We start from the raw sequence: 19,044 nt of genomic DNA, 5'->3' as shown, positions 1-19,044 counted from the left end.
GCAACCATATTTAAATCAATAGCTTTGGCTGTTGATATGCGACACTAGCTCAGTTAGTAGAGCGCAACCTTGCCAAGGTTGAGGTCACGCCTTTTTGTTTATAAATAGGGAACCTCGTGTGTTGCTCCAAATCTTCCTCAAGTGAATCACTTGAACCGGCCTCAGGGCCACCGCTCTTTATCTAATGCTGAGAAGCATGAACCCCAAAAAGCCAATAGTCCTCCTATTAATTAGGTGGACATTTTTATGTCTGAATTTAATCTCTCAGCACGTAAAGTGTTTATTGTAGATTGATGGTAAGCACCATCCTAGCTAGGCCCTCATACATTCGTCAACAGACTTATCCACAGAATATGAATTGTGGATAACTTGGTGGGTAAGCTGGAATTTATTTATGCATAACACTTGACTAAAACGATCTTTTTGTTTTTTTTAAACAGATGATGATGACGATTATTTTATTAAGTTGCTGATTTTAAAAGGTTAATTTGTTTTTGTTTGTGTTTTTAACCAAATGGCACTCGATCATTAAGTCATTGTTTGTTGATCCTAGTCATTTATTTGATATGTGGTTAACTTCTCTAACCGCAAGCAAATAACCAATGCTGCTCTTTTTTTTCCACATTATGATTTTTGGAACTAAATCAAGTTCTGAACACTACGATCCGGCAAGCATTATGCATCCCTAGGCAAGCCTTTCTCCACGATTCTGATTAAACGCTGGGTTTGTGTCGAAGAGTAAGGAAGTTGACTTTGTTGCTGTTGCAAAGCCCAATGAATATGCTCATCAACTAAGCCACTAATGCCCAAACGCTTTATAAGTGCATCAACGATAGTCTGAGAGTAAGGGGCGTTACCCATCGCGATCGCGAGGTTTCTTAGCCATTGAATATGGCCGATACGACGAATGGGCGAACCTTGCATCTTGTTAAGAAAGGTCTCTTCATCCCAAAGAAACAGCTCGACAAGATCATTTTTGGTTAAAGTCTCACGACGATGAAAATCACTCTGTTCGGTCAGCTCAGCAAATCGATTCCACGGACAGACCAACTGGCAATCATCGCAGCCATAAATACGGTTACCCATCGCACGGCGGAATTGTTCAGGAATGACGCCATCAAATTCAATTGTGAGATAAGAGATGCACCGGCGCGCATCAACGATACCATCATCAATAATGGCTTGGGTCGGGCAAGAGGTAATGCATGCTTTGCACTTGCCGCATTGATTGCTGCTCGGCTCATCGACTGGTAGTGGTATGTCAACCAGTAGCTCACCAAGGAAAAACCACGACCCCGCGTCTTGGTCAAGAATCAGTGAATGTTTTCCTGTCCAGCCTAATCCCGCTTTCTGGGCCAGTGGACGCTCTAATATCGGCGCAGAGTCAACAAAAGGTCGATAGCCGAGTTTTCCCATTTCCTGTTCGATTTTTTGACCGAGCTTTTTAAGCTGATTACGCACCAGTTTGTGATAATCACGTCCGAGCGCGTAGCGACTAATATAGGCTTGGCTTGGATTGGCAAGGTTGGCGGCAAACTCAGCTTGCGGAGGCAGATAGTTCATTCGTACGCTGATGACTCGCAGTGTTCCGGGGAGTAGCTCCGCCGGGCGCGCTCTCATCATCCCGTGACGAGCCATCCAATCCATCTCACCATGAAAGCCTGCATCAAGCCATGCTTGTAGTGCTTGTTCATGTTCGGATAGATCGACATCGCATATGCCCACTTTCTGAAAGCCAAGTTCTTGGCCCCAGATTTTGATCTTGTCTGCGAGCTGTTGTTCGTTCATGCTGATGTGCTCCTTACTAAGGGGGGCGGGATCTTAACGGATCTTATATCAGGGATCTAGCGAGGAAAAATCGGAAAAGAGAGATAAATTGACGATTTTTCGTTTTACTAACACAAGATCGCTTGTCTCTCAATTCAAACCCAGTTTACTATTCCTGTTCTTTTGATTTTTATATAGTCACAGCGTAGAGATTGATCTTCATGACCACAAAACAATTTGCCCTTCAAGATGAACAAGCCACGATTCAACTGGGCACTGCTTTAGCGCAATTGTGTTCGCAGCAAACAACCATTTATCTGCATGGCGATCTTGGCGCAGGGAAAACCACGTTCAGTCGCGGATTTGTGCGTGCGTTAGGCCATGAAGGAAACGTAAAAAGTCCGACTTATGCTTTAGTAGAACCGTATCAACTGGCAGATTGGCAGGTTTATCACTTTGACCTCTACCGTTTAGCTGATCCTGAAGAATTAGAGTTTATGGGGATCCGTGACTATTTCACTCCAGATGCAATCTGTTTGGTTGAGTGGCCAGAGAAAGGCGTTGGTTTATTACCTGAAGCGGATTTGGATATTGTTCTGCGTTATCACGGTGAACAACGTATTGTTGAGCTTACGGCCAATAATTCATATGGATGTCAGTTATTAGAACAGTTGGAGCTATGTTGAAGCGCATTGTATTGAGGTTGGCGTTATTGCCCGTTTTCCTAGGGCTAAGTTTGTTGTCAAACTTGGCATTTGCCAATACTTTGGAAGGTATCCGAGTATGGCCATCTCCTGATGAAACTCGCGTGGTCATCGATCTTCAATCAGAAGCGGATTACAGTTTTTTTACCCTTTCAAGTCCTGATCGCTTGGTTGTTGATCTGAAAAAAACGTCACTTAGTACCCAATTACCGCTGACGGTTTCAGATAGCCCTGTATTAAAAAAAGTTCGTAACAGCTCGCCACCAGAAAAGAGCACTTATCGTTTGGTGTTTGAACTGAAAAAAAAATCGACAGCGCAAATTTTCAAACTCGCTCCCACGCCTGGTGGTCAATATGGTCATCGTTTGGTGCTTGATTTACCTCATCAAACGTCGTCAGCTGCGCCTGAAACCAAGAGCTCAACCAGTCAGGCTACTGTCAGCCGTGATGCATCTCAACTGCTAGGAACGGCTGATATTGTGGTGGCTATCGATGCTGGACATGGGGGCGAAGACCCTGGCTCAATCGGGCCAACACGTAAGTATGAGAAACATGCCACGCTCGCTGTCTCGAAAAAGATCGCCGCCCAGATTAATCTGATACCGGGTATGAAGGCGGTACTGACGCGCGGTGGCGATTATTATCTGAATCTAAATAAGCGCTCAGCCATTGCCCGTACAAATAAAGCGCATTTATTAGTCTCGGTGCATGCCGATGCGTTTCATTCCCCCAAGCCGCGCGGTGGTTCGGTGTTTGTCCTTAATACGCGTCGTGCTAACTCAGAAATTGCCCGTTGGGTTGAGAATCATGAAGAGCAATCTCAACTGCTTGGTGGCGCTGGGGAAGTGCTTGCTAAAAACAACAGCGATCGCAATATCAGTCAAACGCTACTCGATCTGCAATTTAGTCATTCCCAAAAAGAGGGCTATAAAGTTGCGACTAATATTTTACGTGAGATGGACCGTGAGGGAATCCACTTGCATAAGAAAGAGCCTGTTAACGCGAGTCTTGCAGTACTAAAATCACCAGATATTCCGTCGGTTTTGGTTGAAACCGGCTTTATCTCAAACCCGATCGAAGAAAAACTACTGTTTCAGCGTAGCCATCAAGACAAGCTAGCTCGCTCTTTAGCCAAAGCTATCGTGCAGTATTTTGAAGATAATCCCCCAGAGGGGACCTTATTTGCTAATCGCGGTAAAAGTATTAAGCATAAGGTATCGCGTGGTGAGTCATTATCAGTGATTGCCAGTAAATATGGTACGTCGACTAAAGCGATCATGCAGACGAATAAGCTCAAGAGCAGCAGTCTAGCGATTGGACAAATCTTGGTGATACCAGGTGCGAAGGGCGCAATCAAAGTGCCAGAGATCAAAAATCCAGTCGAAACTAAAACACTGACGCACGTAGTTCAACGCGGTGAATACTTAGGTAAGATTGCCAGTAAATATAAGGTCTCAGTTGCCGAGATCAAGCGCGAAAATAGCTTGAAATCTGATACCTTGAAGCTTGGGCAGAAACTCAAGGTCACGGTTAGCTTAAAGGATCAGCCACTGCGTAAGCATAAAGTTCAACGCGGTGAATTCCTGGGTAAAATAGCCTCTAAATATGACGTAAGTGTCGACAGTATTCGTCAAGCAAACAAGTTACGTTCCGATCAACTGGCGGTTGGCCAAGTGTTGATCATTCCGCATAACTAACATGAGTGGTCGCGATGACAATTAAGATCCTCCCAGCCCGTCTTGCCAACCAAATCGCCGCAGGAGAAGTCGTTGAAAGACCCGCTTCTGTGGTGAAGGAGTTAATTGAAAACAGTCTCGACTCTGGCGCTACTCGTATCGATGTAGATATCGATAAAGGTGGCGCAAAATTGATCCGTGTGCGCGATAACGGCAAAGGGATCATCAAAGATGAATTGGGGTTGGCGCTCAGCCGTCACGCGACGTCGAAGATTCATACCTTAGATGATCTTGAAGCGATTATTAGCCTTGGCTTTCGTGGTGAAGCGCTTGCCAGTATTAGCTCGGTCGCACGTTTAACCATGACTTCACGTCCTGCGACGCAAGATCAAGCTTGGTCAGCCTACAGTGAAGGGCGTGACATGCAGGTAAAACTGCAGCCTACGGCCCACCCTATCGGTACGACCGTTGAGGTGTTAGATCTGTTTTTTAATACCCCGGCACGACGTAAATTTCTTCGCACCGAGAAAACCGAATTTGCTCATATTGATGAACTTGTTAAACGTATTGCATTGAGTCGATTCGACGTCACGATCAACCTTAAACACAATGGTAAGTTGGTCAAACAATACCGAGCGGCAAAAAATGAGGCGCAAGCCGAAAAGCGTATTGCGGCAGTGTGCGGCAGTGCATTCGTACGTCACATGCTTAAGATAGAGCTTGAGCATCAAGGTCTTAAGCTGCATGGCTGGATCACTACGCCTGAGGGTGCTCGCCAGCAAAGCGATTTACAATATTGCTATGTCAACGGGCGGATGATGCGTGACAAGCTGATTAACCACGCGATTCGTCAAAGTTATGAAACCAGCCTTCGCCCTGATCAATTTGCTACCTATGTGTTGTTTATCGAGCTCGATCCACATCAAGTGGACGTGAATGTGCATCCGGCTAAGCATGAAGTCCGTTTTCATCAAGGACGCTTAGTTCACGACTTTATCTACCAAGCGTTAACTGATGCGTTAGCACAAAGTGCGCACATCACCAAAACTGAGCAAACCGCTTCGGCTTTTCATGTTGAGTCGCAGCAACAGCCTGAGCAACAGCTTGAGCCAAGGACTGATTCACCATCTCATTTTGCTCAAGAGCAGCAAGCGATCGAGTCGGTACCTGCCTATCCGGGACGTAATGATTACCAGCGTGACCGTGAGCATGTACGAGAGGCCAAGCCGCGCAGTGAATGGAGCGAATCTCGCTCAGCAAGTAAGCCTAGAGTCACCGAACGTTATGGTGAGCCTGCACCGAGTAAACAGCAAGTTCGTGCTTATCAAGAGCTACTCAAAACCCCATCGCAGCCGTCAGTTGAAGCGACGTTGAAGAAAAGTGCGCCGCAGGTTGAACAACCTGAGCTTGATGTGGTCGAATCGTTAGGTAAGGCGATAACCATCGTCCAAGGTCGATACTTGGTGATGGGTGATAAAAGTGGTGCTTGTCTGGTCAATTTAGCGCGCGCAGAATGGTTAAGGGTCAATGGGCAGTTAGCAACTCATCAAGGTAACTTAACCAGCCAACCTCTTTTGGTTCCTTTGTCGCTCAAGCTCGATGAATCACTACTTGGCGCGGCAGAGTGTTTTGCGCCGTTATTGAATCAGTTCGGTATTGAGCTTAAAGTGCGCAGTAACAAAGCCCTGATGGTGATGGGCGTTCCGCAGCCGCTGAGACAACAAAACTTACAACAACTGGTGCCAGATCTGCTATCTTACGCCGTCTCGCACACTGGCGAGCCACAGTCATTGAGTCATACTCAGTTAGCCAATTGGCTCTGCGATCATATTACCCAAGTGAAAAGCGACTACACTTTGTCAGAAGCGATTCAAATGGTGTCTGATATTGAACAATTGTGGCAGGGTCGGTTGCCATTGAGTGACACGACATTGGTTAGGCCGATAGATTTTTCTGCAACGATTGCAGCTTTAGAGTTATGAATAACGAACAATTACCTTTGGCGCTATTTTTAATGGGGCCAACCGCATCAGGCAAAACGGATTTAGCGATTCGTTTACGCCAGCAATACCCGGTTGAGATTATCTCGGTCGACTCCGCGTTGATCTACAAAGACATGGATATTGGTACCGCTAAACCCGATGCGCATGAGCAAGCACAAGCGCCCCATCGTTTGATTGATATCCTAGACCCGAGTGAGTCTTATTCGGCCGCCGATTTTCGTCGTGATGCTCTCCATGAAATGAACCAGATTGTTGCTGAGGGTAAAATTCCTCTTTTGGTCGGCGGCACGATGCTTTACTACAAGGCGTTGCTAGAGGGATTATCACCACTTCCTGCGGCAAACCCTGAAATTCGTCAGCAAATTGAACAACAAGCGTTGACTATTGGGTGGGATCAGTTGCACGATCAACTGAAGCAGATTGATCCTGTCTCAGCCGAGAGAATTCACCCCAATGATCCACAAAGGTTATCGCGGGCATTGGAAGTTTATCGAATTTCAGGTAAAACTCTTACTGAGTTGACTCAAACCAAAGGGGAAAGCCTGCCGTTTAGAGTCAAACAATTTGCTATTGCTCCCAAGGAAAGGGCAGAGCTCCATCGTCGTATTGAACTACGCTACGAGAAGATGATAGAAGCGGACTTTGAGAAGGAAATGCGCGCACTGTATGCACGCGGCGATCTTCATCCTGATCTCCCATCGATCCGTTGTGTTGGGTATCGACAGATGTGGGACTATTTGGAAGGGAAATGCACACTTGATGACGCTGTATTTAAGGGCATCTGTGCAACCCGCCAATTGGCCAAGCGACAAATTACCTGGTTGCGCAGCTGGGATAATTTAACTTGGTTAGATAGTGAAAACATTGAACAGGCACTTGAAACTGTCTCAAATGCCATAGCATCTGAAGGTTTTAGCTGTGTATAATGTGATCGCTTTTGCGTGAATCCATCCTGTGAAGGATCCGTTACTTGAAATTTGAGTGTTTAACCACCATAACAAGTAACAACAGGGTGTTATTTTATTCGTTTAGCTCAGAGCAAAGGGCACACCTTTTGTGCCGTGTACCAATAGCTAAATAACTAAAACAGAATTACAAAATAAGGAAAATAAAATGGCTAAGGGGCAATCTTTACAAGACCCATTCTTAAATGCATTACGTCGTGAACGTATTCCTGTATCTATCTACCTTGTAAACGGAATTAAACTACAAGGCCAGATCGAGTCTTTTGATCAGTTTGTGATCTTGCTGAAGAATACAGTTAACCAAATGGTTTACAAGCATGCTATTTCTACCGTTGTGCCTGCTCGTCCAGTGAATCATCACAACGCTGAGCGTCCACAAGGTGAGCGTCAACCAGAGAAATCAGAAGATTAATTATTCTAAATAACCTAAACAGTCCATTAAGGAGTTGATTGCTTGTTTGACCGTTATGAAGCCGGTGAGCGAGCCGTACTTGTTCATATCAACTTCACGCAACAAGGGGAGTGGGAAGATCTCAGCGAGTTTGAAATGCTGGTCTCTTCAGCTGGCGTCTCTGCGTTACAAATCGTAACTGGAAGTCGCCAGACACCACACCCTAAGTACTATGTCGGTGAGGGTAAAGCCCAAGAAATTGCTCATTCAGTGCAATTGATGGAGGCTGATATTGTGATTTTTAATCATGCCCTCTCTCCTGCCCAAGAACGTAACCTAGAAGCACTGTGCCAATGCCGTGTGTTAGACCGTACTGGTTTGATCCTCGATATCTTTGCTCAGCGCGCACGAACTCACGAAGGTAAATTGCAAGTTGAGCTCGCTCAGCTGCGACATATTTCTACCCGATTGATCCGTGGTTGGACTCACCTAGAAAGACAGAAAGGTGGGATTGGTTTACGTGGTCCAGGTGAAACTCAGTTAGAAACTGACCGACGTCTATTGCGTGATCGTATTAAAGCGATATTGCGCCGCTTAGATAAAGTGGCCAAACAACGTGAACAAGGTCGCCGAGCTAGAAACCGCGCCGAAATACCAACTATTTCACTGGTTGGCTATACCAATGCCGGAAAGTCGACCCTATTTAACCGTATCACCGAAGCGGGTGTGTACGCGGCTGACCAACTATTTGCTACTTTGGACCCGACATTACGTAAGATAGAATTAGCGGATGTTGGGCCCGCAATCTTGGCGGATACCGTAGGATTTATTCGCCATTTGCCGCACGATCTTGTGGCCGCATTTAAAGCAACATTACAGGAAACCCAAGAAGCTGACATTTTGTTACATGTTGTTGATGCCAGTGACGAGCGTTTTCGTGAGAATATTCGAGCTGTTGATGAAGTGCTTGAGGAAATAGACGCCCATGAGGTGCCTTCCTTAATCGTCATGAACAAAATTGATAATCTAGAAGGGCAGCGACCACGTATCGACCGTGATGAGGAAGGCATTCCACGAACGGTTTGGGTGTCTGCGATGGAAGGGATTGGTATTGAATTGCTGTTTGATGCGCTCACCGAGCGACTGGCCAGCCAAATGGTTCAGTATCAATTGCGAATTCCGCCACAATATCAAGGGCGGATTCGTAGTACATTCTTCCAGATGAAATGTATTCAACGAGAAGAATATGACCAAGATGGTAACCTGTTGATCGAAGTTCGAATGCAGCAGGTAGATTGGTCTAGACTTGAAAAAAGAGAAGGGGCAGTTTTTCGTGACTTTATAGTTACTTAAATGACTGCTAAAGTATAACGTCATATCAAATGATGGAGCTTTCTAATGGCGTGGAATGAGCCTGGTAATAACAACGGCAACAACGGCCGCGATAATGACCCTTGGGGTAATAATAATCGTGGTAATAAAGGTGGCCGTGATCAAGGACCGCCAGACTTAGATGAAGTGTTTAATAAACTAAGTCAGAAACTAGGTGGAAAGTTTGGTGGTAAGGGTGGTAAAGGCATGCCTACGGGCGGCGGTGGAGCACTAGGTTTTGGTGTTGTCGCTGTTATCGCAATTGCGATTTGGGCCTTTTCTGGCTTTTACACTATTGGTGAAGCAGAGCGTGGCGTTGTGCTACGTCTTGGTAAGTACGATCGTATGGTCGATCCTGGCCTGAACTGGCGTCCTCGTTTTATTGATGAAGTGACAGCGGTTAATGTACAAGCTATTCGTTCGCTACGTTCATCAGGCTTAATGCTGACTAAAGATGAAAACGTGGTCGAAGTCGCGATGGATGTACAATATCGTGTCGCAGAACCGTATGAGTACTTATTCCGTGTTACCAACGCTGACGACAGCTTACGTCAAGCCACCGATTCTGCCTTGCGCGCCGTTATTGGTGATTCATTGATGGATAGCATCTTAACAAGTGGTCGTTTGTCGATTCGTCAGAGTACACAAATGACGCTTGAAGAGACTGTCGCCAGTTACGACATGGGGATTGAAGTAGTTGCTGTTAACTTTGAAGATGCTCGTCCGCCTGAAGAAGTGAAAGCAGCCTTTGATGACGCAACAGCGTCACGAGAAGATGCACAAAGATTTAAGCGTGAAGCAGAAGCTTATCAAAATGATATTCTTCCTAAAGCTAAAGGTCGTGCGGAGCGACTTCTTAAAGAAGCTCAGGGTTACAGTGAACGAGTGACGAATGGTGCATTAGGTGAAGTAGCACAGTTTGAGAAGCTACTACCAGAGTATCAAGCATCACCAGAAGTAACTCGTAGCCGTCTGTACTTAGATACGATGGAAAAGGTTTACTCGAATACCTCTAAAGTACTGATTGATTCAGAGTCGAGCGGTAATTTATTGTACTTACCTATCGATAAACTGACGGGTGGTCAGAACGATAAAAATCGTTCAATGCAAGAAACATCAACCTATGATCAGATCGAGCTTGAGCCACAATCGAACAACCAGAGCAATGATTCAACATCTCGCTCTACTTCACGTCAAGGGAGATATTAAGAATGCGTAAGTTAATGATCCCTGTATTAGTCGTCGCACTAGTACTCATGCTAATGTCGCTATTCGTGATCCCAGAAGGTGAACGCGGCATCGTAATTCGATTTGGTCGTGTTTTGAAAGACAACAACGAGATCGCGCGAATTTACGAGCCGGGCTTGCACTTTAAAATGCCACTGTTTGATCGCGTGAAAACGCTTGATGCACGTATCCAAACCATGGATGGCCGCTCTGACCGTTTCGTAACGTCTGAGAAAAAAGATGTGATTATCGATTCCTACGTGAAATGGCGCATTGAAGACTTTGGTCAGTACTACTTGGCGACAGGGGGAGGTAACTCATCAACTGCTCAAGCACTACTGAGTCGTAAAGTGACCGATGTGTTACGTTCTGAAATCGGTTCACGTGACATTAAACAGATCGTTTCAGGCCCACGTAATGATGACATCCTGCCGGATAGCGCTGACAGCGAAGTCGTGACCACTGTAGCGGCGAAAGAGGCCTTAGAGGTCGATGGTGAGCGCGATATCATCATGAAAAACGTGTTGAATGATACGCGCAAAGATGCGATGGGAGATTTAGGTATTCATGTGTTCGATTTCCGCATGAAGAAAATTAACCTTCCAGACAGTATCAGTCAGTCAATCTATGACCGTATGAGAGCTGAGCGTGAATCCGTGGCAAGACAGTTCCGTTCTCAAGGCCGTGAACAAGCGGAAATAATCCGTGCGCAAGCAGAGCTTGAAGTCGCGACCATTCTTGCTGAAGCAGACAGAACCGCTCGAGTAACACGAGGTGGTGCGGATGCACAAGCGGCGAAGATCTATGCTGGAGCGTACAATAAAGATCCAGAATTCTTTAGCTTTGTCCGTTCATTACGTGCATACCAATCGTCGTTCAAAGATAAGAGCGATATCTTGGTCCTTGACCCGAAAAGTGATTTCTTCCAGTACATGAACAATGCAGCTGGTGGAACATCGAAATAAGCAACATATTACTAGCATAAAGGCTCCTCTGGGAGCCTTTATTTTTATTGGGATAACTATGTCGAATTCACTATGGCTAGCGTTTGGGCTAGTATTGATCGTCGAAGGGTTGGGGCCTCTGATTGCGCCGAATGGTTGGCGCACGATGGTAGCACAACTGAGTCAACAACCCGACACTCAATTGAGGCGGATTGGAGGGTGCTTAGTGGTCGTTGGGGCAGTAATCGCGTATGTGTTTAGCTAAGCTTGCCATTAGTAATGGGGAGGAGGCGTCTCTTGCGCAGCATCGGCTAAGTTAGAGCTATCGATGTTTTTCACTTTGCCAACCATGTACTTCATCTGATCTTGCATCTTAACAATCAGCAGTTGTTGCTGACTTAAGGCTTGATTCAATTCTTCAATGGTCTGCTCTTGGAAAGCTAATTGACACTCTAAGTCATTCACTCGGCCTTCCAACTGCTTAATTTGCTGTTCTGTCGTCATTGCTAATAATCCACATTCCAAGCTTGGGCGATACCCGCAGAGGTGCCCGAAATTACGCGGTTTTGCGTATCAAAGGCTGCATCATACACCACTGCACGGGGAGGGCGGGTATCTTTTAGTGGCTCAGCTTCAAATCCATCAACTTTCTTACCACTATGGCTATCCCATACCATAATTCGGCTGGATGGGGTGCCGGTGACCAAGTAACGCCCATCGTCAGAAAATCGAGCGGTAGAGAAGATCAACTGACGAGAAAAACTGCTTAATTTAGCGAGTTGCTTGCCGCTTGATAAGTCCCAGATGATGGACAGATTGCCACCATCCGAGGTAAATGCATAGTTACCATCACGGTGTAGTGCGACTCGATTGACTCTTTGCTCATGCTCAAATGTCTTCAGCACCTGGCCGGTTTGAGTATCCCATAAATAGGCTTTGTGATCATTGCCTCCTGACAGTGCGAAGCGACCATTCGGTGACAAAGCTACGGTATTGACTTTTTCATTGTGGGCAAGGAACTCTAAGCGCCTGCCGGTGACTAAGTTGACGTAGATAGCCTTACCGTTGGAGAGTCCAAGCAGAACCTTTTCGCCATTGCTGGCAATATCAATGTCTCGAATAAGGCCATCTGATATTGACCATAGTCCTTGTGCCTGAGCCCAGGCGAGGTCCCATACAGCGAAATTTACTTGTGTCGCGGTCACGGCAAAGCGGCCGTTGTCTGAAATACGAATACGTGACACGGTGCTAGATTGAGGATCTTGCGATCCCAGTTCAGCGAGCGGTTGGCTTTCGTACAGGTCCCACAAGACAAGTTGATGTTCTTTAGAGTAGAGCAGCGCAAAGCGCGCATCTCGGCTTAATGCGAAGCTTGTGGTTCCTTTGGGCTCGATTATCCAGCGTTGGTTGTCTCGAGTGGAGAAAAAACAGCCATTTAACGCGGTGATGACAATCGCAATAATAAGTGAGTTAAAAATTACACGCATTGAGTCCAAATATCTGCTTAGTTTAGTTTAATTACAGCGCATATTGGTTATATTGGTACAACATGCAACTGTGTACCAGTCTTTCTTAAAGATTTGTGCACAAAGACAAAAAGTCTCAACTGGAGAGTTAAATGAAATCGATTTTTAAAGTGTCACTGCTTGCTGCAACTGTTGCACTGGCTGCTGGCTGTCAGAAAGAAGATGAAACGAAAGTAGAAACCGCTGCTGCGGTTGAGCAAGTACAAACCGAAACAGGCAAAACGGTTGCTTTCAAAACAGAAGATGATAAAGCGGCGTACGCGATCGGTGTTTCATTTGCAAACTATCTAAGTACAAGTCTAGATAAACCAAGTGAAATCGGCATTACGCTAAATAAAGATTTGGTACTGAAAGGCATTGAACATGTATTTGCTGGTAGTGCAGAGCTTAATGAAGAAGAAACTCGTGCGGCTTTAGAAGCGCTAGATAAGCGCGTTGCTGCGACTATGCAAGAGCAAGCGGCTGAAAAGTCAGCAGAAGCGAAAAAAGCAGGCGATGATTTCCGTGTTGAATTCGAGAAGCAAGATGACGTAAAGAAAACGGATACTGGTCTACTTTACCAAGTAATGACGCCAGCTGAAGGCGAGCAGCCAAAAGATACCGATACCGTTCAGGTGCATTACAAAGGCACATTGATCGATGGAACTCAGTTTGATAGCTCGTACGATCGCGGTGAACCGGCCACTTTCCCACTTAATCGTGTGATTTCAGGTTGGACGGAAGGTGTACAATTGATGCCAGTAGGCTCTAAATTCAAGTTCGTTATACCGCCAGAGCTGGCATACGGTGAACAAGACACACCAACGATTCCTGCTAACTCCACCTTAGTATTTGAAGTTGAATTGCTAAAAATTGATAACGGTGAAGAAGCGGCGCAGTAGTCAGCTAAAATGATTTAAACCAAGGTCTAGCTTCGGCTAGGCCTTTTTTATTGTCATAAATCTGTTCTTTAAGCCATAATTTTTTGTCCTAAATCACTAGATAGCAGGTTAGCTAGGTGTGCTTATCAAAATTTCTGATAAACTTACACAAATTTGTTGATTTTTCGTGCGAAGGCTTAAAGAAGTGACAACTACAGAAACAGTAAACACGGATATGTTGCTCGAAATGGAATCTGTTCATGTGATGCCATTTAGTGAGCACGATAAAATTATTCTTAGATCGTATGAAGCCGTGGTTGATGGCATCGCGAGTCTGATTGGCCCGTTTTGTGAAATTGTGCTGCACTCACTTGAAGACCTCAATACCTCGGCGATTAAAATTGCCAATGGTGAAAATACCGGTCGCCAAGTTGGTTCGCCGATTACAGATCTCGCGCTCAAAATGTTACGTGATATTGAAGGTTCTGAGCGAAATTTCTCGCGGTCCTACTTTTCGCGCGCCAAAGGTGGTTTATTGATGAAGTCAATCACTGTCGCGATCCGTAATGGTGAAAACCGCGTGATTGGCTTGCTGTGTATTAACGTCAATCTTGATGCCCCTTTCTCTCAGGTACTGCAATCTTTCATGCCAACGGAAGAAGCCAAGCAAGCGGCGTCATCGGTCAACTTTGCGAGTGACGTTGAAGAGCTGGTGGACCAAACCGTTGAGCGCACCATTGAAGAGATCAATGCTGACAAATCAGTATCAAACAATACCAAGAATCGCCAGATTGTCATGGAGTTGTTTGATAAGGGAATCTTTGATATTAAGGATGCGATCAACCGTGTAGCCGATCGGCTTAATATCTCGAAGCACACCGTTTATCTGTACATTCGTCAGCGCAAAATTGAGGAAGATGAAAGTTGAATTCACTGACCTACACGTTGGTGGTTAACGGTTCTGTGTATGGTAGTCAGTCGGCGCGTCATGCTCACCAATTTGCTTGTGCCTTGATAGCCAAAGGGCACACCTTAGTCAGTGTGTTCTTTTATCAAGAAGGCGTGACCAATGGTAACGCCTTAACGGTGCCTGCCAACGATGAATTTGATTTGGTTAAAGCGTGGCAAGAGCTAGCCTTACAACATAATGTGCGTTTAGAAACCTGTGTTGCCGCCGCACTGCGCCGTGGCATCGTTAGCCAAGATGAGGCTAATCAGCATGGTTTAGCCCAAAGTAATCTTGCTCCTGGTTTCCAGCAAGCGGGATTAGGCAGCCTTGCAGAGGCGATGTTAGTTCAAGATAGAGTGGTACAATTTTGAGCCAGTTAATTTACCTTTTTCGCACCGCACCTCACAACAAGGCTTCAGGTCGAGAAGGGATTGATGCCTTGCTCGCGGCTTCAGCCTATTGTGAAGACATCAGTGTTATTTTTACTGGCGATGGTGTCTATCAATTGCTGCAAGGGCAGCAAACGACAGGCATCCTTAGCAAAGATTACGCACCAATGCTCAAACTGTTCGACTTATATGACATTGAACAGGTATACGTCTGTCAGGCGTCCTTAGCGTTGCGAGGGTTAGCGCAAGCGGATCTTATTATTGCCGCTGAGCGACTCGATGAGCGGCAGCTGAGCGAGCAACTCCATCGCGCTGGTAAAGTGCTTACCTTTTAGGTTGTTTATGCTACACATTGTCAAAACCGATCAAGCGTTAACAGAAGCATGTCGTGTCTTCGCTCCGCAAGATGAAATGGTGCTTATTGAGCAAGCTGTTTTTGCGGCGAATCCTCAACATCATGCTTTTTCGCTGCTTCAAAGGCGCAAAGTTGCCGTGTTACAGAGCGATGCCCAAGCTCGAGGCATTGTGAATCGAATCAGTTCAAATGTCGCCATTATCGACTATTCTGGTTGGGTCGATTTGACGGCAACACACGCCAACTCTATCACGTGGGAATAGCCCAACCTGTTAACCTGCATTTCTCAGTCTTTGTTTTCTGCGCTTTTTACTCAAGTTGAGCAAAAAAGATTCGTATATTTCTTGACACACCTCTCACTGCTGAATAGAATTTTGCGTCCCTAACTGGCTATAGCCGTTGGGGCTAGATTTTTCACAAAGCTTACTTTCAAGTAATTCAGGAGCTAGTTAATGGCAACTATTAACCAGTTGGTACGTAAGCCTCGTGCAAAGCAGGTTGTTAAAAGCAACGTGCCTGCACTAGAAGCGTGCCCGCAAAAACGTGGTGTATGTACTCGTGTTTACACTACTACACCTAAAAAACCTAACTCAGCACTTCGTAAAGTATGTCGTGTTCGTCTAACGAACGGCTTCGAAGTGACTTCGTACATCGGCGGTGAAGGTCACAACCTTCAAGAGCACTCTGTTGTTCTAATCCGTGGCGGTCGTGTTAAAGACCTTCCGGGTGTACGTTACCACACTGTTCGCGGCGCACTTGACTGTGCTGGCGTAAACGACCGTAAGCAAGGTCGTTCTAAGTACGGTGTGAAACGTCCTAAGTCTTAATGCCCTTCTTTTGATAAAGAAGCGTTAAGTAAGGCCAAACACTAAAATTAAATTTTAATTTTTGAAGAAACTGAAAAGTTTTGGATAACCTGAAGAATAAGACAACGGAGAATATCCATGCCACGTCGTCGCGTAATTGGTCAGCGTAAGATCCTTCCAGATCCTAAATTCAAATCAGAATTGCTGGCAAAGTTCGTTAACATCCTTATGGTTGACGGAAAAAAATCTACTGCAGAGAAAATTGTTTACACTGCACTAGATGCTATGGCTGAGAAATCTGGTAAAGATCACTTAGCTGTATTTGAAGAAGCTCTTGAAAATGTTCGCCCTGCGGTAGAGGTTAAATCTCGCCGTGTTGGTGGTTCAACTTACCAAGTTCCTGTAGAAGTACGTCCGGTTCGCCGTAACGCACTTGCTATGCGTTGGTTGGTTGAAGCTGCGCGCAAGCGTGGTGAAAAATCTATGGCTCAACGCCTAGCTGCTGAAATGCTAGACGCGTCTGAGAACAAAGGTACTGCGGTTAAGAAACGTGAAGACGTTCACCGCATGGCTGATGCTAACAAAGCATTCGCTCATTACCGCTGGTAATACCTTTCAGTGCCACAAGGTTCCTTGTGGCACTTCTTTAGTTCCTTCGCGTAAGCCTAGGAACTATTGCTATTTTTAGGACATGAGTTTTTTCATGCTGCTCGACATAGCAATAGTCCCTAATTCAAGAGGATTCAATCGTGGCTCGTAAAACACCTATTGAGCGTTACCGCAATATCGGTATCGTTGCTCACGTCGACGCAGGTAAGACAACCACAAGCGAACGTATTTTGTTCTACACTGGTCTTTCTCATAAAATCGGTGAAGTTCACGATGGCGCTGCTACCATGGACTGGATGGAGCAAGAGCAAGAACGTGGTATTACTATCACGTCTGCTGCGACTACAACTTTCTGGCGTGGTATGGAAGCGCAATTTCCCGACCACCGCATCAACATCATTGATACTCCAGGACACGTAGACTTTACTATCGAAGTAGAGCGCTCATTGCGCGTACTTGATGGTGCGGTAGTGGTTTTCTGTGGTTCGTCTGGTGTAGAGCCTCAATCTGAAACAGTATGGCGTCAAGCTGATAAGTACCATGTTCCTCGTATGGTGTTTGTTAACAAAATGGACCGTGCTGGAGCTGACTTCCTGCGTGTTGTTGATCAAATTAAAAATCGTCTTGGTGCAAATCCGGTACCAATTCAACTCAACATCGGTGCGGAAGAAGAGTTTAAAGGTGTGATTGACCTGATCAAGATGAAGGCGATCAACTGGAACGATGCTGACCAAGGAACTACATTCACTTATGAAGATATTCCGGCTGACATGGTTGAAATGGCACAAGAGTACCGCCTAAACCTAGTTGAAGAAGCCGCGGAAGCGTCTGAAGAGTTGATGGAAAAGTACCTTGAAGAAGGTGACTTGACTGAAGAAGAGATCAAACAAGCGCTACGTACACGCACACTAAATAACGAAATCGTATTGGCGACTTGTGGCAGTGCGTTCAAAAACAAAGGTGTTCAAGCGGTACTAGATGCAGTTGTTGAGTATCTACCTTCACCCATTGACGTTCCTGCCATTAAGGGTGTGGATGAAAACGAAAATGAAGTAGAGCGTCATGCTGACGATAAAGAACCGTTCTCTGCATTGGCGTTTAAAATTGCAACTGACCCATTCGTTGGTACGTTGACCTTTATGCGTGTCTACTCTGGTGTTGTAAACTCGGGTGATGCAGTTTACAACTCAGTGAAGCAGAAAAAAGAGCGTTTCGGTCGTATCGTACAGATGCACTCTAACAAGCGTGAAGAGATTAAATCCGTTTGTGCTGGTGATATTGCAGCGGCTATCGGCTTAAAAGACGTGACCACTGGCGACACGCTTTGTGACCAGAACCATAAAGTGATTCTGGAGCGTATGGAGTTCCCTGAACCTGTAATTCAGATCGCGGTAGAGCCTCGCTCAAAAGCGGATCAAGAGAAGATGGGCGTCGCGCTAGGTAAACTTGCTGCAGAGGATCCGTCGTTCCGCGTTGAAACAGACGATGAAACTGGTCAGACACTGATCTCTGGTATGGGTGAACTTCACCTAGACATTATCGTTGATCGCATGAAACGTGAATTTAGCGTTGACTGTAATGTTGGTAAACCTCAGGTTGCCTACCGTGAAACGATTCGCGGCACCGCGGAAGTGGAAGGTAAATTTATCCGTCAATCAGGTGGTCGAGGTCAGTACGGTCATGTTTGGATTAAACTTGAGCCGGCAGAGCACGGTGAAGGTTTTGTCTTCGTCGACGCAATCGTAGGTGGTGCGGTTCCTAAGGAATACATCAGCTCAGTTGCGAAGGGTATCGAAGAACAGATGAACAGTGGTGTTTTAGCTGGCTATCCAACGCTTGATGTTAAAGCAACATTGTTTGATGGTTCTTACCATGATGTTGACTCTAACGAAATGGCGTTTAAAATCGCCGGTTCGATGGCCTTCAAGAAGGGGGCACTAGAAGCGCAACCTGTTATTCTTGAACCAATGATGAACGTTGAAGTAACCACTCCAGAAGACTGGATGGGTGACGTTGTTGGTGACCTAAACCGTCGTCGCGGTATCATTGAAGGTATGGACGAAGGTGTGGTTGGTCTGAAGATCATCCGTGCTCAAGTTCCACTGTCGGAAATGTTCGGTTACGCAACGGATCTTCGTTCTGCGACTCAAGGCCGAGCGTCTTACTCTATGGAGTTTAATGAGTACGCTGAAGTACCGAAAAACTTCGCAGATAAAATCATCGCGGAGCGTGGCTACTTGTAAAATGCTTTGATCGGAAAAAAGTCTAGCTTTTTTTAAAGATCAATGCGTCCAAATATTGCGCTGACTGACGTTGGCGCATAAAATAGCAATTTCTGGCGCGTCTCGATCAATAAGGATCGCGGCGAATCATAACTAGGAAGGAACACGATCGTGTCTAAAGAAAAATTTGAACGTACGAAACCGCACGTTAACGTTGGTACAATTGGCCACGTTGACCACGGTAAAACAACTCTAACTGCTGCTATCTGTACTACACTTG

Annotated in this window: 21 protein-coding genes and 1 tRNA gene; 19 read left to right on the top strand and 3 right to left on the bottom strand. The window is 45.7% G+C overall.

What is annotated here, in order from left to right:
* Window positions 1-38: 38 nt before the first annotated feature.
* Window positions 39-129: transfer RNA gene (locus CDZ87_RS17065), tRNA-Gly, on the top strand.
* Between the two features lie 546 nt (window positions 130-675).
* Here the strand turns inward: CDZ87_RS17065 and queG are convergent.
* Window positions 676-1,788, bottom strand: coding sequence for a tRNA epoxyqueuosine(34) reductase QueG (gene queG, locus CDZ87_RS15740; RefSeq protein ID WP_100754374.1), 1,113 nt, complete (start codon window positions 1,786-1,788; stop codon window positions 676-678).
* Window positions 1,789-1,988: 200 nt separating this feature from the next.
* Here queG and tsaE point away from each other — a divergent pair, with 200 nt between their 5' ends.
* The 9 genes from tsaE to CDZ87_RS15695 all read left to right on the top strand — a co-directional run bounded on the left by tsaE (window position 1,989) and on the right by CDZ87_RS15695 (window position 11,313).
* Window positions 1,989-2,453, top strand: a complete 465-nt coding sequence (gene tsaE / locus CDZ87_RS15735; protein ID WP_100754373.1) for a tRNA (adenosine(37)-N6)-threonylcarbamoyltransferase complex ATPase subunit type 1 TsaE — start codon at window positions 1,989-1,991, stop codon at window positions 2,451-2,453.
* Window positions 2,447-4,168: a LysM peptidoglycan-binding domain-containing protein gene (locus CDZ87_RS15730; RefSeq protein WP_100754372.1), complete on the top strand. Its 1,722-nt coding sequence runs from the start codon at window positions 2,447-2,449 to the stop codon at window positions 4,166-4,168. Before tsaE ends, CDZ87_RS15730 begins: the two co-directional genes overlap by 7 nt.
* A gap of 14 nt (window positions 4,169-4,182) precedes the next feature.
* On the top strand, window positions 4,183-6,129 hold the full coding sequence (gene mutL / locus CDZ87_RS15725; RefSeq protein WP_100754371.1) for a DNA mismatch repair endonuclease MutL: 1,947 nt from the start codon (window positions 4,183-4,185) through the stop codon (window positions 6,127-6,129).
* Window positions 6,126-7,076 (top strand): tRNA (adenosine(37)-N6)-dimethylallyltransferase MiaA, encoded by a 951-nt coding sequence (miaA, locus tag CDZ87_RS15720; RefSeq protein WP_100754370.1) that lies wholly within the window; start codon window positions 6,126-6,128, stop codon window positions 7,074-7,076. The genes mutL and miaA overlap by 4 nt, the downstream gene beginning before the upstream one ends.
* A gap of 187 nt (window positions 7,077-7,263) precedes the next feature.
* Window positions 7,264-7,527, top strand: a complete 264-nt coding sequence (gene hfq / locus CDZ87_RS15715; protein ID WP_100754369.1) for an RNA chaperone Hfq — start codon at window positions 7,264-7,266, stop codon at window positions 7,525-7,527.
* 42 nt (window positions 7,528-7,569) lie between these two features.
* Entirely contained in the window at window positions 7,570-8,859 is a 1,290-nt protein-coding gene (hflX, locus tag CDZ87_RS15710; protein WP_100754368.1) for a ribosome rescue GTPase HflX, read from the top strand.
* Window positions 8,860-8,904: 45 nt separating this feature from the next.
* Window positions 8,905-10,086, top strand: coding sequence for an FtsH protease activity modulator HflK (hflK, locus tag CDZ87_RS15705; protein ID WP_100754367.1), 1,182 nt, complete (start codon window positions 8,905-8,907; stop codon window positions 10,084-10,086).
* A gap of 2 nt (window positions 10,087-10,088) precedes the next feature.
* Window positions 10,089-11,069, top strand: a complete 981-nt coding sequence (gene hflC, locus CDZ87_RS15700; protein WP_100754366.1) for a protease modulator HflC — start codon at window positions 10,089-10,091, stop codon at window positions 11,067-11,069.
* A 58-nt stretch (window positions 11,070-11,127) separates the two neighbouring features.
* On the top strand, window positions 11,128-11,313 hold the full coding sequence (locus CDZ87_RS15695; protein WP_100754376.1) for a DUF2065 domain-containing protein: 186 nt from the start codon (window positions 11,128-11,130) through the stop codon (window positions 11,311-11,313).
* 8 nt (window positions 11,314-11,321) lie between these two features.
* On the opposite strand, the gene CDZ87_RS15690 is transcribed toward CDZ87_RS15695, so the two are convergent.
* Complete coding sequence (locus CDZ87_RS15690; protein WP_038176108.1) at window positions 11,322-11,552, bottom strand: SlyX family protein; 231 nt, start codon at window positions 11,550-11,552, stop codon at window positions 11,322-11,324.
* 2 nt (window positions 11,553-11,554) lie between these two features.
* The gene (locus CDZ87_RS15685; RefSeq protein WP_100754365.1) at window positions 11,555-12,535 is read right to left on the bottom strand and encodes a WD40 repeat domain-containing protein; all 981 of its coding nucleotides are present in this window, start codon (window positions 12,533-12,535) and stop codon (window positions 11,555-11,557) included.
* 131 nt (window positions 12,536-12,666) lie between these two features.
* Here CDZ87_RS15685 and fkpA point away from each other — a divergent pair, with 131 nt between their 5' ends.
* The 9 genes from fkpA to CDZ87_RS15640 all read left to right on the top strand — a co-directional run.
* On the top strand, window positions 12,667-13,455 hold the full coding sequence (fkpA, locus tag CDZ87_RS15680) for an FKBP-type peptidyl-prolyl cis-trans isomerase (RefSeq protein ID WP_100754364.1): 789 nt from the start codon (window positions 12,667-12,669) through the stop codon (window positions 13,453-13,455).
* Window positions 13,456-13,639: 184 nt separating this feature from the next.
* On the top strand, window positions 13,640-14,362 hold the full coding sequence (locus tag CDZ87_RS15675; protein ID WP_100754363.1) for a helix-turn-helix transcriptional regulator: 723 nt from the start codon (window positions 13,640-13,642) through the stop codon (window positions 14,360-14,362).
* On the top strand, window positions 14,359-14,754 hold the full coding sequence (tusD, locus tag CDZ87_RS15670) for a sulfurtransferase complex subunit TusD (protein WP_172953597.1): 396 nt from the start codon (window positions 14,359-14,361) through the stop codon (window positions 14,752-14,754). The genes CDZ87_RS15675 and tusD overlap by 4 nt, the downstream gene beginning before the upstream one ends.
* A complete protein-coding gene (tusC, locus tag CDZ87_RS15665; protein WP_100754362.1) occupies window positions 14,751-15,107 on the top strand; it encodes a sulfurtransferase complex subunit TusC in 357 nt (118 codons plus the stop codon). The genes tusD and tusC overlap by 4 nt, the downstream gene beginning before the upstream one ends.
* Before the next feature lie 7 nt (window positions 15,108-15,114).
* The gene (gene tusB, locus CDZ87_RS15660) at window positions 15,115-15,390 is read left to right on the top strand and encodes a sulfurtransferase complex subunit TusB (RefSeq protein ID WP_100754361.1); all 276 of its coding nucleotides are present in this window, start codon (window positions 15,115-15,117) and stop codon (window positions 15,388-15,390) included.
* A gap of 189 nt (window positions 15,391-15,579) precedes the next feature.
* The gene (gene rpsL, locus CDZ87_RS15655; RefSeq protein WP_004399892.1) at window positions 15,580-15,954 is read left to right on the top strand and encodes a 30S ribosomal protein S12; all 375 of its coding nucleotides are present in this window, start codon (window positions 15,580-15,582) and stop codon (window positions 15,952-15,954) included.
* Between the two features lie 117 nt (window positions 15,955-16,071).
* Complete coding sequence (gene rpsG / locus CDZ87_RS15650) at window positions 16,072-16,542, top strand: 30S ribosomal protein S7 (RefSeq protein ID WP_004415829.1); 471 nt, start codon at window positions 16,072-16,074, stop codon at window positions 16,540-16,542.
* A 140-nt stretch (window positions 16,543-16,682) separates the two neighbouring features.
* Window positions 16,683-18,785, top strand: coding sequence for an elongation factor G (fusA, locus tag CDZ87_RS15645; protein WP_100754360.1), 2,103 nt, complete (start codon window positions 16,683-16,685; stop codon window positions 18,783-18,785).
* 150 nt (window positions 18,786-18,935) lie between these two features.
* Window positions 18,936-19,044 (top strand): GTP-binding protein (locus CDZ87_RS15640; RefSeq protein WP_244312305.1); only part of this gene is annotated, 109 nt, incomplete at its 3' end.

Source organism: Vibrio salilacus (assembly GCF_002811245.1).
In the GTDB taxonomy this organism is placed as follows: Bacteria; Pseudomonadota; Gammaproteobacteria; order Enterobacterales; family Vibrionaceae; genus Vibrio; species Vibrio salilacus.
Note: the sequence above shows the minus strand (reverse complement) of the source record. Positions and strands in the feature narration are given on the sequence as shown.